The 14,900-nt window shown below is 41.0% G+C and carries 16 protein-coding genes and 1 riboswitch; of the genes, 14 read left to right on the forward strand and 2 right to left on the reverse strand.

Annotation, left to right across the window (positions count from 1 at the left end; all coding sequences use genetic code 11):
• Positions 1-111 precede the first annotated feature (111 nt).
• The gene (locus ACFQ0V_RS06520) at positions 112-453 is read left to right on the forward strand and encodes a GNAT family N-acetyltransferase (RefSeq protein ID WP_381011236.1); all 342 of its coding nucleotides are present in this window, start codon (positions 112-114) and stop codon (positions 451-453) included.
• 45 nt (positions 454-498) lie between these two features.
• On the opposite strand, the gene ACFQ0V_RS06525 is transcribed toward ACFQ0V_RS06520, so the two are convergent.
• Positions 499-951, reverse strand: a complete 453-nt coding sequence (locus ACFQ0V_RS06525) for a DUF309 domain-containing protein (RefSeq protein ID WP_381011238.1) — start codon at positions 949-951, stop codon at positions 499-501.
• Positions 952-984: 33 nt separating this feature from the next.
• Between ACFQ0V_RS06525 and ACFQ0V_RS06530 the strand changes: the two genes are divergently transcribed.
• The 11 genes from ACFQ0V_RS06530 to ACFQ0V_RS06580 all read left to right on the forward strand — a co-directional run bounded on the left by ACFQ0V_RS06530 (position 985) and on the right by ACFQ0V_RS06580 (position 11,952).
• Complete coding sequence (locus tag ACFQ0V_RS06530) at positions 985-1,692, forward strand: segregation and condensation protein A (RefSeq protein ID WP_381011241.1); 708 nt, start codon at positions 985-987, stop codon at positions 1,690-1,692.
• A 5-nt stretch (positions 1,693-1,697) separates the two neighbouring features.
• Complete coding sequence (gene scpB, locus ACFQ0V_RS06535; protein WP_381011244.1) at positions 1,698-2,252, forward strand: SMC-Scp complex subunit ScpB; 555 nt, start codon at positions 1,698-1,700, stop codon at positions 2,250-2,252.
• A 54-nt stretch (positions 2,253-2,306) separates the two neighbouring features.
• Positions 2,307-3,038 carry a pseudouridine synthase gene (locus ACFQ0V_RS06540; protein WP_381011247.1) on the forward strand — a complete coding sequence of 244 codons (732 nt, stop codon included), beginning with the start codon at positions 2,307-2,309 and terminating at the stop codon, positions 3,036-3,038.
• Positions 3,039-3,121: 83 nt separating this feature from the next.
• On the forward strand, positions 3,122-3,667 hold the full coding sequence (gene resA / locus ACFQ0V_RS06545; RefSeq protein WP_381011250.1) for a thiol-disulfide oxidoreductase ResA: 546 nt from the start codon (positions 3,122-3,124) through the stop codon (positions 3,665-3,667).
• Positions 3,668-3,681: 14 nt separating this feature from the next.
• A complete protein-coding gene (locus ACFQ0V_RS06550) occupies positions 3,682-5,346 on the forward strand; it encodes a cytochrome c biogenesis protein ResB (protein ID WP_381011253.1) in 1,665 nt (554 codons plus the stop codon).
• Complete coding sequence (gene ccsB / locus ACFQ0V_RS06555; RefSeq protein ID WP_381011256.1) at positions 5,346-6,530, forward strand: c-type cytochrome biogenesis protein CcsB; 1,185 nt, start codon at positions 5,346-5,348, stop codon at positions 6,528-6,530. The genes ACFQ0V_RS06550 and ccsB overlap by 1 nt, the downstream gene beginning before the upstream one ends.
• Before the next feature lie 222 nt (positions 6,531-6,752).
• Positions 6,753-7,472 (forward strand): response regulator transcription factor, encoded by a 720-nt coding sequence (locus ACFQ0V_RS06560; RefSeq protein WP_381011259.1) that lies wholly within the window; start codon positions 6,753-6,755, stop codon positions 7,470-7,472.
• Positions 7,465-9,219, forward strand: a complete 1,755-nt coding sequence (locus tag ACFQ0V_RS06565) for an ATP-binding protein (RefSeq protein ID WP_381011262.1) — start codon at positions 7,465-7,467, stop codon at positions 9,217-9,219. The genes ACFQ0V_RS06560 and ACFQ0V_RS06565 overlap by 8 nt, the downstream gene beginning before the upstream one ends.
• 51 nt (positions 9,220-9,270) lie before the next feature.
• Positions 9,271-9,807, forward strand: coding sequence for an RNA polymerase sigma factor SigX (locus ACFQ0V_RS06570; RefSeq protein ID WP_381011264.1), 537 nt, complete (start codon positions 9,271-9,273; stop codon positions 9,805-9,807).
• Positions 9,800-10,996 carry a hypothetical protein gene (locus ACFQ0V_RS06575; protein WP_381011267.1) on the forward strand — a complete coding sequence of 399 codons (1,197 nt, stop codon included), beginning with the start codon at positions 9,800-9,802 and terminating at the stop codon, positions 10,994-10,996. Before ACFQ0V_RS06570 ends, ACFQ0V_RS06575 begins: the two co-directional genes overlap by 8 nt.
• 73 nt (positions 10,997-11,069) lie before the next feature.
• Positions 11,070-11,199: riboswitch (FMN riboswitch) on the forward strand.
• A gap of 168 nt (positions 11,200-11,367) precedes the next feature.
• Positions 11,368-11,952: an ECF transporter S component gene (locus ACFQ0V_RS06580; protein WP_381011269.1), complete on the forward strand. Its 585-nt coding sequence runs from the start codon at positions 11,368-11,370 to the stop codon at positions 11,950-11,952.
• Positions 11,953-12,047: 95 nt separating this feature from the next.
• On the opposite strand, the gene ACFQ0V_RS06585 is transcribed toward ACFQ0V_RS06580, so the two are convergent.
• Complete coding sequence (locus ACFQ0V_RS06585; protein ID WP_381011272.1) at positions 12,048-12,296, reverse strand: ferredoxin; 249 nt, start codon at positions 12,294-12,296, stop codon at positions 12,048-12,050.
• A gap of 104 nt (positions 12,297-12,400) precedes the next feature.
• Between ACFQ0V_RS06585 and ACFQ0V_RS06590 the strand changes: the two genes are divergently transcribed.
• Entirely contained in the window at positions 12,401-13,441 is a 1,041-nt protein-coding gene (locus ACFQ0V_RS06590; protein ID WP_381011274.1) for a helix-turn-helix domain-containing protein, read from the forward strand.
• A 12-nt stretch (positions 13,442-13,453) separates the two neighbouring features.
• Positions 13,454-14,863 carry a RecQ family ATP-dependent DNA helicase gene (locus tag ACFQ0V_RS06595; protein WP_381011280.1) on the forward strand — a complete coding sequence of 470 codons (1,410 nt, stop codon included), beginning with the start codon at positions 13,454-13,456 and terminating at the stop codon, positions 14,861-14,863.
• Positions 14,864-14,900: the final 37 nt, after the last annotated feature.

A 14,900-nucleotide genomic window follows, 5' to 3' on the forward strand; every position in this document is an offset into this window, starting at 1 on the left:
TTGTCACGGTGTCGCTCATTTGGGGATTCCTGTACTGGTTTTACGTCGCACCGAACTTCGGACCAGGTTCGGGTAGTTGACGCAACGACAATTAGAAAAGAAGGGATAATTGTGGAACTTTTTCGTTATCGAAAAGCGTATGAAAAAATTGCGATGGGTTTTTTATCGTACATACCGACTGAAAAGATGTTAAAAAAGTTACAAGAAACGATTACGCTCTATCAAGAAGATCCGAATTGGCATCTTTATTTATTGAAGCGTGAAGAAGATTTTATTGCACTCGTTGGTGTGATGGTAGATGAGGAAGAAGGAGAATGGACATTGCAACATCTCTCTGTTAATCCTTCGTATCGCAATGAAGGAATCGCGCGGTACCTCGTGGATCAAATGTATGAAAAATACGGACATATGACCGCGAAAGGTACGGTACATACGAGAATGTTTTTGAAGTAAAAAAACCGTGTAGACAAAGTGACCTCACTTTGTCTACACGTGTTTTCATGTCTTTTTACGGTATTTTTGAAAGACGTGTACATGTTTGTGGACGAGAATTTGTTCAGGAGCTTCTTCAATCGTTACTCGTTGCCAAAGAAGAGAAGAGTCAGTTTGGATGACAAAAGGGCAAAACGCCATTCGACGTTCAATCGATTGAAGCGCGTGCTCGCATTGGCTATGCAATGAAGCGTTGTCGATATGAGGCTCGTCCCACTCCACTTCAGCAAAGCGTTTTAAAGCGTTGCGCATCGTTTTTTCAGCGCCGCATAAATTTCCTCTTCGCCAATGATACAATGAGGTGGAAATGAGTATGAGTAAAGGAAGCACGTGTTTTTTCGTCCGTACACCTGTATCAATCCACAACTCTTCTAACACTTCATGACACTCAAAATAGTCACGCGTTTCATTGAAGTAGCGTATAAATTGAAGAAAGCGTCGATCTTGCCAATACATCATCATTAATCAGTCCTTTATAAAGGTGGTCGTTACATGAGTTACGAAGTAAAATTAAGTATATATGAAGGTCCGCTCGATTTGCTTCTCCATTTAATTAAAAGATTAGAAATCGATATTTACGATATTCCGATGAAAGAATTAACGAGTCAGTATGTCGAGCATATCGAAACGATGTCGATTTTACAACTAGATGAACTAGGAGAATATTTAGTGCTCGCGGCCACGCTAATTGAAATTAAGAGCAAAATGTTACTGCCTGTCCATGAAGAATTGGAAGAAGTCGTTGAAGAAGAGGAAGACCCGAGGGAGTCGCTCGTCGAACGTTTATTGCGGTACGAACAGTATAAAAAAGCAGCGCTCCAATTAGAAGCATCTTATGAAGAAGAGCGCAAACATTATGCGAAATTCCCAACCGTAGTGGAAGCTGTTGAAGAAGAGGAAACATTTAATGTGTTTGATCTCGTAAAAGCTTTCCAAAAGATGCTCAAAAAACAAGTGAAACAAGAACCGAAAAAAGCGCGTGTCGGACGTTCGTCTGTTACAGTAGAAGAAGCGGTCACTCAAGTATTATCCGCATTGGACAGACATGATGGTGCCTGTCGATTCGATGAATTGTTTGAAACGTATGATCGCTCGCAATTAGTGATGACATTTTTTGCGATATTGCATTTAATGCGGGACGGACAAGTGCGTGCGACACAACAGCATAATTTTGATGAAGTATATATTGAAAAGAGGTGATCCGAATGCTTGACGAAGCATTGATTGAAAGTTTGTTGTACGTTCGTGGAGAGGAAGGGATCACTTTGAAACAACTGAACCAATTCACGACATGTACAGAAGAACAGTTAAAGCAGTGGATGCTAAAATTAGAGCAAGATGAAAAGCGAGGCATCCAGTTAAAAAAATATGGCAACCGCTATAAATTTGTGACGAAAAAACAGTTTAGTGAGCAAGTGGAGCAATTGATGGCTGAGCGGATCGCATCGTCATTAAGTCAAGCGGCTTTAGAAGTGCTCGCAATCATCGCGTACAAACAACCGATTACACGAGTGGAAGTCGATGATATAAGAGGAGTGAGCAGTGACGGACCTTTGCAACGGCTCGTCCAACGTGAGCTCATTAACGAACAAGGGCGTCTTGATCAAATTGGTCGACCGATTTTGTATGGCACGACGGATTTGTTTTTAGAGCAATTCGGATTGGAATCGCTCGAACAATTACCGCCCTTGCCAACACGTGAAGATGATCGTGAAGAAACTGACTTATTTATGTCACAATTTAAAGAGGCATTTTCATAATATTCATCATACTATCATAAAAGATTATTATAAATAAAGGTGGGTAACACATTAATGGAACGATTACAAAAGGTGATTGCACAAGCAGGAATTGCTTCGAGGCGTAAAGCGGAGCAATTAATATTAGATGGCGTTGTAGAAGTGAATGGTGAAGTCGTTCGTGAACTTGGGACGAAAGTGAGCAATAAAGATCGAGTAGCAGTGAACGGTGTTGAAATTGTGAAAGAAGAATTTGTTTATTACTTACTTTATAAGCCGACAGGGTATTTATCGACAGTCGAGGATGATCGAGGAAGAAAAACAGTTCTTGACCTCATGCCACAAGTGGAAGAGCGTATTTTCCCAGTAGGGCGCTTAGACTACGATACGTCGGGCTTACTATTAATGACGAATGACGGCGACTTTTCTTATTTATTAACGCATCCGAAATATGAAGTGCCGAAAACGTATTTTGCACGAGTGCGTGGAATTCCACGTCGGGAAGATTTGAAAAAACTAGCGCGAGGTGTGGAGTTAGAAGACGGAAAGACCGCTCCAGCTTACGTGAAGACGCGTTCAATCGATAAAGAGAGACAACGTGCTATCGTAGAGATTACGATTCACGAAGGGCGCAATCGCCAAGTGCGTCGCATGTTTGATCATATCGGCTACCCTGTCGATAAATTGAAGCGTGAACGTTTCGGAGTGCTCGATTTAGTCGGGATGAATGCAGGCGAATATCGACCGCTCACGATTCATGAAGTGAAGCAATTACGCGTTCTCGCAGAGCGTGGACAATTAAAATAAATTGTTCACAAATGAGCGTGTTTCATTAAAAACGAGCACGCTTGATTTTGGTATACTGTAAAAAAAGAGTAGGAGGTTGCTGTGTGAGTACGAAGAAAGTAGATCGTAAACGCAATCGAACGATTCGACGCGGAATCGTTTTAACATTATTTGTTATTGTAATTATTGTAGGATTAGCACTGGAGCCTGGAAAAGGACGAACGCTAGCAATCGGAGATCAAGCACCCGATTTCCAATTAGTAGATTTAGAAGGTAATGTTCATCGATTATCAGACTATCAAGGAAAAGGTGTCTTTTTGAACTTCTGGGGTACGTGGTGTGCACCGTGTAAACGTGAAATGCCGCATATGGAAAGCCAGTACAATGTTTTTAAAGACCAAGGAGTAGAAGTGCTTGCAGTGAACGTCAAAGAAACAGACTTGAAAGTAAGCTCATTCCGAAACGCATACGGCTTAACATTCCCGATTGCGATTGACAAAACGGAAGCGGTGAAAGAAGCGTACCGCATCAAACCGTTACCGACGACCATTTTAATCGATCCGAATGGAAAAATCGTCGACATTGTGACACGTGAAATGTCTGAAGAACAAGTGAAACATTACATGGAAATGATTCGACCTGAAAAATAAGGAGTACGATAAAGATGGGCAACACAATTAAATGTCAGTGTGGTCACGTCAATCCGGAAGGAACAGAGCTCTGTGAAGCTTGCGGTAGACCACTTTCAGAAGAGGCACAAGAACGTAAAATTGCCGACATGCGCTATGAAGGCGCGGCACGTCGTTCAAAAACGCACAACATGTCAATCATCGACAAAACGTGGAACTTTTTCTCCAGCGTAACAGTCGGTGTTTCGATCATCATTATTTTACTCGTAACGAGTGCGATCGGAACGTTGTTGCCACAAAAGATGTATGTCGCAGCACAAACAGAAGAAGAAGTGGCTGCTTATTACGAGTTACACTACGGTGTAGTCGGAAAAGTGTACCATATGCTCGGATTTAACGACATGTACAGCAGCTGGTGGTTTAAAATTTTAGTCGGGATGCTCGGAGTTTCAATTATTATCGCGAGTGTCGATCGTGTCGTACCGCTTTACAAATCATTAAAGAAGCAACGAACACGCCGTCACCCTTCTTTCATGAAACGTCAACGTATTTATGGAGCAGGACAAGTTGATCACCCTGAGCAGTCAGTCGAACAGTCAGCTGAACAGTTTAAAAAATTAAAATACAATGTCAAAGTAGAAGACGGAGCGATGCTTGCTGAAAAAGGGCGTTTCTCTCGTTGGGGTCCATACGTGAACCATACAGGACTCATCATTTTCTTAGTCGGAATATTGCTACGCGGACTTCCAGGATTTTATATCGATGAAGAGATGTGGATTCGAGAAGGAGAGCGTAAAGCGATTCCGTCAGCGCCAGGCTATTATATCGAAAGTGAAGGCTTCACGATGGAGTATTACTCGAAAGAAGAAGCGGACGAAGTTTTCGGTAAGGCGCTCGATAAAGCTGGAATGATTGCGAAAAACTATCAAACGGACGCTGTTTTATACAAAGATAAAGATGGCGCACTTCCAGGTACGACCGAGTTAGAAGAAGTGAAGCGTCACCCGATCATCGTAAACGAACCGTTAACGCATGACGGATACAGTATCTTCCAGATGGACTATCGTTTGGATGAACTGTACTCGATGACATTTTCACTCAATGAAAAAGCTACTGGAGAATCGCTCGGTCAAATGACGATCCAGTTAGATAATCCAGAGAAGTCTTATGATTTAGGCAATGGAGTAGAAGTTGAAATTTTGGACTACTATTCAGATTATGCGGGTATTAAAGATGGAGAACCACAAAACTTGTCTCCAGTTCCAAATAACCCTGCATTCATTTTTAAAATGACGACACCAGAAACACCAAAAGGCGAAACGAGTTTCGTCGCGATTCGTCAAACGTTAGAGACAGAAGAGAACCTTTACGAAATGAAGTTCGTCGCTGCAGATACACGTGACATTTCAGGACTCGTCATTCGAAAAGATAAAACGTTATGGATTTTATTAATCGGTGGCGTTATCTTCATGATTGGTGTTGCGCAAGGTTCGTATTGGCAGCATCGCCGTGTATGGATCAGTACGGGTAAAGAAGGAGAACTTCTCCTCGCGGGCCATACGAATAAAAACTGGTTCGGTTTAATGAAAGATATCGATGCAGTGAATGAACATGTTCAACTACCTCCGTATGAAGATCGGGAGGATCTTGAAAAAGAAGAGAAGGAACGTTTGAAAGAAAAGAAGGGGGAAAATGAGTAATGGACTACGCGTCTCTAAGCGCTAACTTACTGTTAGTCTCATTCGTCACATACCTTGTGGCAACTGGATTTTTCGGAGGGGCTGTACGCAAGTCATCTTCTGAAAAAGCGTATCAAAAGAGCAAGTTCGGTACGATCGGTATTTGGATTACGATCGCCGGATTTATCGCTCATATCGGTTATTTCATCACACGTTGGATCGCTTCAGGTCACGCACCTGTAAGTAATATGTTCGAATTTACGACAGCATTTGCGATGATGCTCGTCGGGGCATTTATTTTGCTCTTCTTCATGTATCGCACGCCGTCACTCGGATTGTTCGCACTTCCGATTGCGGTCATCATCATTTCATACGCCACGATGTTCCCGCGTGATATTACGCCACTCATCCCAGCGTTGAAAAGTAAATGGTTAACGATTCACGTTATTACAGCAGCACTCGGTGAAGCGATTCTCGCGATTTCGGCTGTTGCAGGTTTAATTTATTTAATTAAAAACATCGACATGTCACGCCGTTCAAAAGAGCGTATGTGGATTGAAGCAGTTATGTTCACGGTCGTACTTGTCATCGGCTTCGTCGTTTCAACAATCGGCTTCAACGTCGCAGGTTACGAAGCAGAATTCAACTATGTGGATAAAGATGGACGTCCAGCACAAGTGACGTACAACAACCCACCATTATTCGGAATGAATGAGTATGAATTGCTCACGCCGGATGCTATGGAACCGATCGCAGCACTTCCAGCGATTATGAACGCGAAAACATTAACGACATTCACATGGTCTGTGTTTTTCGGTACGATCATTTACATCGTGTTACGACTCATTTTCCGTCGTCCACTCGCAGCGGTCGTTCAACCGTTAACGAAAAAAGCGAACTCGCAATTGATGGATGAAATCGGATATCGTTCGGTATTAATTGGATTCCCAGTATTTACACTCGGAGCGCTCATCTTCGCGATGATCTGGGCGCACGAAGCGTGGAGTCGTTTCTGGGGATGGGACCCGAAAGAAGTATGGGCTCTTATTACATGGCTCTTCTATGCTGCATTCCTTCACTTGCGTCTTTCACGCGGTTGGGAAGGGAAAAAGTCAGCATGGCTTGCTGTTATTGGGTTTATCATCATCATGTTCAACTTAATTGCGGTTAACTTAATTATTGCGGGTCTTCACTCATACGCATAATCGGTACAAAAGTTGTGATGATGTGTAAGAAAACTAGAAAAAATGTAGATAGCGTATTTGCCGATAAATGTCGACAAATACGTTATTTTTTTAAACAAAACCTATTGCATACGCATGAATGTCTATAGAAATATTGTATTTTCGTTTCTTTTTCTAACAATCATTTGTACAATAGAGATAGGGAACTTTTGTGAAAGCTCAAGTTTGAAAGGAGACTGTACATTGGAAGAGACAGTGAAATTATTAGTTGTGGATGATGAAGATCGTATTCGTCGTCTGTTAAATATGTATTTATCACGTGAAGGTTACGAAATCGATGAAGCGGTCGATGGTCAAGAAGCATTAGATAAAGCGCTTGAAAATGAGTACGATTGTATTTTACTAGATCTAATGTTGCCAGAGATGGACGGGCTTGAAGTGCTCGAAATTTTACGTGAAAAGAAAAAGTTGACACCTGTTATTTTATTAACAGCGAAAGGTGAAGAGTCGGATCGTGTAATAGGATTCGAAACAGGAGCGGACGATTACATCGTGAAACCGTTCAGTCCACGCGAAGTTGTATTACGTGTGAAAGCATTACTTCGCCGTTCTGCAGCATTTCCGAACGCACAAGCGAACTCATCATCGAAAGATCTCGTCGTCTTTCCACAATTGACGATCGATCACGATGCACACCGCGTGACAGCGGAAGGACAAGAAGTGAATTTGACGCCGAAAGAGTATGAGTTATTGTACTTTTTAGCAAAGTCACCAGACAAAGTGTTCGACCGTGAGCAGTTGTTGAAAGAAGTATGGCATTATGAATTTTTCGGTGACTTACGTACAGTAGATACGCACGTAAAACGTTTGCGTGAAAAGTTAAGTCGCGTATCGGAACAAGCTTCGAAAATGATCGTCACGGTTTGGGGTGTCGGTTATAAATTCGAGGTTCCGAATGAATAGAATATGGAATTCAGTCGTCGGGAAGCTATGGGCAACCATATTGCTTCTCGTTTCGTTTGTCCTTTTTATCGTCACCGTTCTTCTACTCGAATTTTTAGATAATTTTCATACGAAACAAGCAGAAGAATCGTTGCGACGTGAAGCGGTGACGATTTCAAAAATTGTGAACGACTACCATTCCGTCCCGATCCTCTCTCAAATTATCGATGACATTATCGATGTGGATACGAATGCGTTAATTATTTCGAAAGACGGGAAAATACTACATACGTTTCACAATGGATACAATGAACAAGAAATTCAAAAGCAACTGTTAGCGTTAGAAGACGGAGGGCGTCACGAGAAAGTACAAGAAGTCATTTTACCGTCGACACACGATGAACAAGTGATGGAGCAATATCTCGTATTGTCTACCCCTTTTCCTGAAAGTAACGGAGCTGTTGAAACGATCGTCATGTATCAAAGTTTAGATGCGATTCATCGCACGACGAAAAGTACGACACATATCGTATTATTATCCGCTTTCTTAGCGTTATTGTTGACGACTTTCTTCGCATTTTTCCTCTCTTCTCGTATTACCGGTCCGTTACGCAATATGAAACATGCTGCACTCGAATTGTCGAAAGGGAATTTCGAAACGACGATTCCCCATGTGCAAAATGACGAGATTGGAGAACTCGCACAAGCCTTTAATAAAATGGGCGTTCAATTGAAAGATTACGTTGAGTTAATTAAACAAGAGAAAGAGCAGTTGTCGAGTGTTTTAACATCGATGACAGACGCAGTTTTAACGTTTAATCACGAATTTGAAATTGTCGTGACGAACCCACCAGCAGAAAAATTGTTGCAAAAATGGCAATTTACAGATGAAGCGTCTGAAGGAGAGTTGCCTCCACAAATTGTTCATATGTTAGATCATGTGATAACGTTCGCGGAAGAAGTGGAAGATGAATTAGAAATCGGACGTCAATTTTATGCGATTTCGATCAGCCCGCTCTATAGTGAAAATAGTATTCGTGGTGCGGTAGCTGTCATGCGTGATATGACGGAACAACATCAGCTAGACAAATTGCGTTCAGACTTCATCGCTAACGTGTCACATGAGTTGCGTACCCCAATTTCCATGTTGCAAGGGTATAGTGAAGCTATACTTGATGGGGTCACTCAAAATGATGAAGAACGTTATGAAATGGTTCAAATTATCCATGATGAATCGAAACGAATGAACCGTCTCGTTAACGACTTACTCGATTTAGCCCGCATGGAATCAGGTCATATGCGCTTGTATAAAGAGCCATTTGACGTCGTCGCCTTTTCGGAGCGGATGATCAATAAATTTTTACAGCGTGCGAAAGAGCAACATGTCTCGCTGACATTGGAATCCGACCATTCAGAAATTATCATTGAAGCAGATGAAGATCGAATCGAACAAGTGTTGACAAACTTAATCGACAACGCGATTCGCCATACGCCAGAAGAAGGTTCTGTTACATTGACAGTTCAAAGCTTTGAAGATGCGGTAGAAATGAGTGTTATCGATACGGGAATCGGGATACCGGAAGAAGATATTCCATTTGTGTTTGAACGCTTCTATAAAGCGGATAAAGCACGTACACGTGGAAAAGGGGGAACAGGTCTCGGGTTAGCGATCGCTAAAAATATCGTCGACTCTCACGAAGGCTTGCTCTATGTGAAACGTGGAAAAGAAGGCGGAACTATTTTCACTTTCGTCTTACCGAAAAAATAATGTAACCTTTCAGTCGTAGAAACGACTAATTGATTGAACGGAGGGATGAAAATGGATGACTCCGTTTTCCACCGCTTATATGATGAATACCATGACGACTTATTTCATTTTTTAATTTACTTAGTCGGCAATCGAACGGACGCGGAAGATTTATCGCATGAAGTATACATTCGCGTCATGCGTTCCTATAATCGTTTCCGCGGCCAAAGCTCTGAGAAAACGTGGTTATTTGCGATCGCTAAAAATGTAGCGATTGACCATTTTCGTAAAAAAGCCGTCCGCCAAAAGTATAATGATACGTATTTTGATTGGGAAACAGAGCCATTGCCCGCAGATGACCAATTGCCGGAACAATGGGTAGAGTATAATGAAGAAAAAAGTGAACTGTACCGCTGTTTAAACCGCTGTACAGGAGATCAAAAGCTCGTCATCACGTTGCGATATTTACAACAATTGTCCATTAAAGAAACCGCCACAATTTTAGAATGGACGGAATCGAAAGTGAAGACGACTCAACATCGCGCTTTACAAAAACTAAAGCAGTTGATGAATGCTCCTTCGAATGAGAGAGGTGAGAGCGATGAGTAAACATTACGAAGAACAAGAATTAGAACATTTACTACAGTCGATGCCTACTGTGAAAGATAATCGTTCGAAAGAGGATTTGTTGAGACGCTTACAAGGGGATGAACGTATGAGAGGACAACGACCGAAGAAACCGAAAAACAAATTACCACTTTGGATTGCGCTTGCAGCAGCAGTAATATTAGCGATTTTATCGCCAGCCATTATTGCGAATATGACGGGGAAAGAACAAGCAGATCATCAACAAGAAAGTGAATCGGAAAGCTATACTTCAGAGACGAAGTTGAAAGTACAAGAGTCGAATGAATCAGCCGATGAAGCGAATAAGTTTGCGATGGACCGAGCGCTCATTGGAAAGTATGCACTTTATGAAGCGGATTTAAAACAATTTGTGCCGTTCCGTCTCGGGTTAGTGAGCGAGGATGCGTTAAGTGTTCCGGTATCTATTTTAATCCCGAAACCGCGCGTTTCATCTGATTTAAAAACGACGACACCGACTTCTTTACAGCTGTATGAACAATATGTGGAGTCAATCGATGAAGAATCGTATCATTTCACTTCGTACCACCCGTACGATGCGACGTTTGAGGAGCAACAAGACATTTTAACGATGCGTATTAACGATATCGAATCGTACAGTATTTCAAGTGCAGCGAGTGAGATTTTCAGTACGACATTGGAACAAACATTTTACGGCTATAAAGAGTTAATTATGCTCAATGAAGAAGGAAAACCAGCAGAGTTTGGTCAAGCAGGCGTCATTACGGAACCTTTCGCTTTAAATAGTGAATTAAATCGCTACGCTTATTACACGTATTCTTATCATGATCGCTACTATGTCGCCCCTTCTTTCGGAGCGAAATATAGTACGGTAGAACAAGCGCTAGATGCGATGCGTGAAAAGCCGAATGACTTTTATGATACTGTCATTCCTGAAGGTGTGACATTCACTTTAGAAATGGATCAATCGCGCGTCACAGTACTATTTGACGAAGAGCTAGATTTAAGCGACTACACGCTCGATGAAGCGTATCGTTTAATCGAGGGCTTGAACTTAACGGTGAACAATTTCGGCATGGAATTACAATTATCGAACATTAAGCAAGGGACTTGGCAAAAATTCGATTTCCGTCGTCCATTACCGAAAGCAGTAAGTGCAAATCCGATTCGTTTTAACGATATTGCAGAATAGACTGAAAATTTAAGCGGAGAAGCTTTACAAAAGATTTATACTGTTGTACAATAAATGCATAATAAAATATATGATTCATCTTCGGGGCAGGGTGTAATTCCCGACCGGCGGTAAAAAACTCATTCGTTTTAGAGCCCGCGAGCGAAAGCTGATGTGGTGAAAATCCACAGCCGACAGTAAAGTCTGGATGGGAGAAGGTGAAGGTCGAACGTTTTTTCGTGTACATAATTTTGTACACATAACGTTTATTTTCTGTACGACAAATCGACTATTCTCCCTTAAAGTGATAACGACTTTAAGGGATTTTTATTTGGCGAACGAAAATGACCTTTCCTTTATGTGAAGAGAATCGCACAGAGGAGAATACAGCTATGAGAAACACAAAATTACAACGATTGATCATTATCGCTATGTTAAGTGGGGTGGCAACTTTACTTATGAAGTTAAACTTCCCACTACCATTTTTACCACCATTTTTAAAAATTGATTTCGCTGAAATTCCAGCAGTACTTGCTTTACTAACACTTGGTCCAGTAGCCGCAATCGGCGTCGAGTTTTTCAAAAACGTCTTTTACTTAATGCTTTCTGGAAGTATTACAGGTGTACCAGTAGGAGAGATTGCGAACTTTACGACAGGTGTTTTATTTTTAATCCCAATTTACTTAGTGTATCGTAAAGTATCAACATCTAAAGGATTAACAGCAGGTTTAATCGCAGGAACGGTAACGATGGCATTCGGCATGACGGTGTTGAACTATCTCGTATTTTTACCGATGTATACGAAATTTTTAGGAATGGAAGCATTCGTCGGGCAAGACTTATACATGTATCTCGTGGCAGGTGTGTTGCCATTCAACTTAATTAAAGGAATTGCGTTAACGCTCGTCATGATGCTCGTCTTCAATAAAATGAAGCCGTGGATTATGAAACAACAACGCCAATTGCAAGTGAAATAATAAGCGAAAGCACGGTGCGCGTCATGCATCGTGCTTTTTTGTATGAATCAACAAAATAAAAAACAACCTTCTCAAATGAAAAGGTTGCAACGAAATTATTCGTGTTTTAATGGGTCTCCATCGAATGATTCATCTGCAATTTTGATCGAGTCTGTCGGGCAGCCGTCAAATGCATCTTCGAGGTCTTCCATGAGCTCTTCTGGTACTTCTTCTGTTCCCGTGTTATCATCTAAAATAACGAAGGCGATTCCTTCATCATCGTAATCATAAATGTCAGGGGCAGCTGCGCCACATGCGCCACATGCGATACAAGTATCCTGATCAACGATTGTAAATTTAGACATGTACAATTCTCCTCTTTTCTAGAACGTTTCAAATTAGTTTCTCTATCATTCTAAAGCTGTTCTGAAAGTTTTTCAACTTAAAAACTTAAGGAGATGTCAATTAAATGTTACAAATTGAACAACTTATTTTGTTTCTTTTTTACAAGATGAACGGTTTGCGCAAAAGAAATGCACCGTATTACATATTGCTCGGAAAAAAGAGTGGACAAACGATACAAGACGTAAATTATTACGGACTGCATCGATTTTTTTATTTACTATCTAAAAAAGAATTGACGCACTACGACCGATGGATTCAGCATTTGTTACGTAAAGGATGGCTCTCAGAAGATGAGGAAGGCTGGATTTCGGTTACAGTCGATCCGAACACATTTGAGTCCATTGAGATGCGCGGATGGAATGGGTGGCAATATGAGCGCTTTGAGCAAGTGTATTTCGCCCGTTTAAGTTTAGCGATTCAAACATTAAGTTATCGACATGAGTCGGTGAAGCGTTTTGATCCGATTGTACCAGATCTAGCGGTCCAACAATTTATTAGTCAATGGCATCGCAATCACTCATTATTTGATGAGCGAGTCGTTTCTCGTCTCTATGAGGAATTAGCCCATCTTTTAAAAATAGAAGAACAGCGAGATGCTCTTTTTCCAATTATTTTTGTAGAACGTTTGACGAATCGACAATTTACAGGAAAAACATATGAACAACTTGCTGAAAGATTGAAACTAAACGAGTTTGATGTACGTCTAATATGGGTAGAAGGAATGCACCGTTTGCTTGACCGATTGTCTCAGCAATCTGCGCAATATCCTATTTTATATTCTTTTACTAAAGGTTTTGAGCAAAAGTTGTCGTCTGTTTTTTTAACGAAAACAGCGGAACGAACTTATGAGTTATTTCAGCAAAAGTATACGTTAGAGCAAATTGCTGAAAAGCGTCGTTTGAAAGTGAGTACGATTCAAGATCACGTGATTGAAATCGCTTATACAGTCGACGTATTTCCGTATGAGCGCTTCATTGAGCCCGCTTTATTTGAACAAATACGACAACAGTTATCGAATCGGAAAGATCAACCATTGAAGGAATTGAAAGAACAGTATCCTATGTTAAGTTACTTTCAAATTCGCCTCATTTTAACATCTTTATAAAAGGAGTATCGTATGGAAAGAGTATTGCGACAATATTTTAACTACTCCGATTTCCGCCCTGGGCAAAAGGAAGTCATTACTTCAATCGTCCGAGGTGAGGATGTCATCGGATTGTTTCCTACGAGTATGGGTAAAAGTCTTTGTTATGAGATTTTACCTTATATTCAACAAGGGCGCGTGTTAATTATTTCGCCGCTCATCTCCCTCATGGAAGATCAAGTGCGACGTATAAAACAGCGTGGGGAGAAACGAGTAGTCGCCTTAACATCTCAATTAACGCATGAAGAACGTGAGTTAGTGAAATCGCGACTATCTCACTATCGCTATATTTTTTGTTCTCCGGAAATGTTGATGAAGAGTGAGTTCGCAACATCTTTACAATCGCTGTCGTACAGTGCAATTACATTAGATGAAGCGCACTGCATTTCTCAATGGGGATATGATTTTCGTCCAGAATATTTGCAAGTAGGAAAATGGATTCAAAAATTAGCGAGTCGTCCGCCGATATTAGCTTTGACGGCTACTGCACATGAGCAAACTGTGAATGAGCTCCAATATTGGTTGAACATGAGAACACCGAAAATATTTCGTGGTGAGATGAACCGTTCGAATTTATATTACGATGTTCGAAAGGTGACGTCCCCCTTTGACGTACTCGTCCGATATATTGAGCGAGAATTAGGGGACGGTATCGTTTACGTTCGAACGCGTAAAAAGGCAGAACTATATGCACAATATTTTATCGAGCGTGGGATGGCCGTAGCTAGCTATCATGGTGGAATGGATCGTCAAGATCGTTCGCTCATCCAGCAGCAGTTTTTGAAGGGGGAGCTCGATTGGGTTTTCGCTACGAGTGCATTCGGTATGGGAATTGACAAGCCGAACATTCGTCATGTTATCCATGAGTCGATCCCTTTATCGTTTGAACAATACGTTCAAGAAGTAGGGAGAGCAGGTAGGGATGGACAAAATGCCCGTTGTCTTTTATTATACAATGAAGCGGATTTAGAAGAAGCACGTTTATTTTCTAACCGTTACTTGTTGACAAATGAGTTGTTTGAGGAGTATAACAGATATCGGTCTTTGGATAAGTCAGAAGTCGAAATCATGAAGTTGCTACAAATCGAATCGTCTTTTATGGAAATTATAAAATTTTATGAAACACATTATTCTAAAGAAGAAAGAGCTCAACTCATTCATAAAAATGCCGATGATAAAAAGAAGCAACTCGAATTGATTTTTCAATGGTTGACGAGTGATACGTGTTATCGTGATGCATTATTAAAATACTTTCATAGTGAACCTGTATCACAAGAGCGATGTTGCTCGAATTGTCGATTTGTTGAAGAACAATTTGAAGAAAATTCTGTTACTGTCTGTAATAGTAGTTGGGAAGAACGGTTACAGCAATTATTCGAATGATAAGCAATAGAGAAAAGATGTTTGATAGGAGAGTCAA

The organism is Savagea faecisuis, from assembly GCF_042675605.1.
GTDB classification, from domain to species: domain Bacteria; phylum Bacillota; class Bacilli; order Bacillales_A; family Planococcaceae; genus Savagea; species Savagea faecisuis.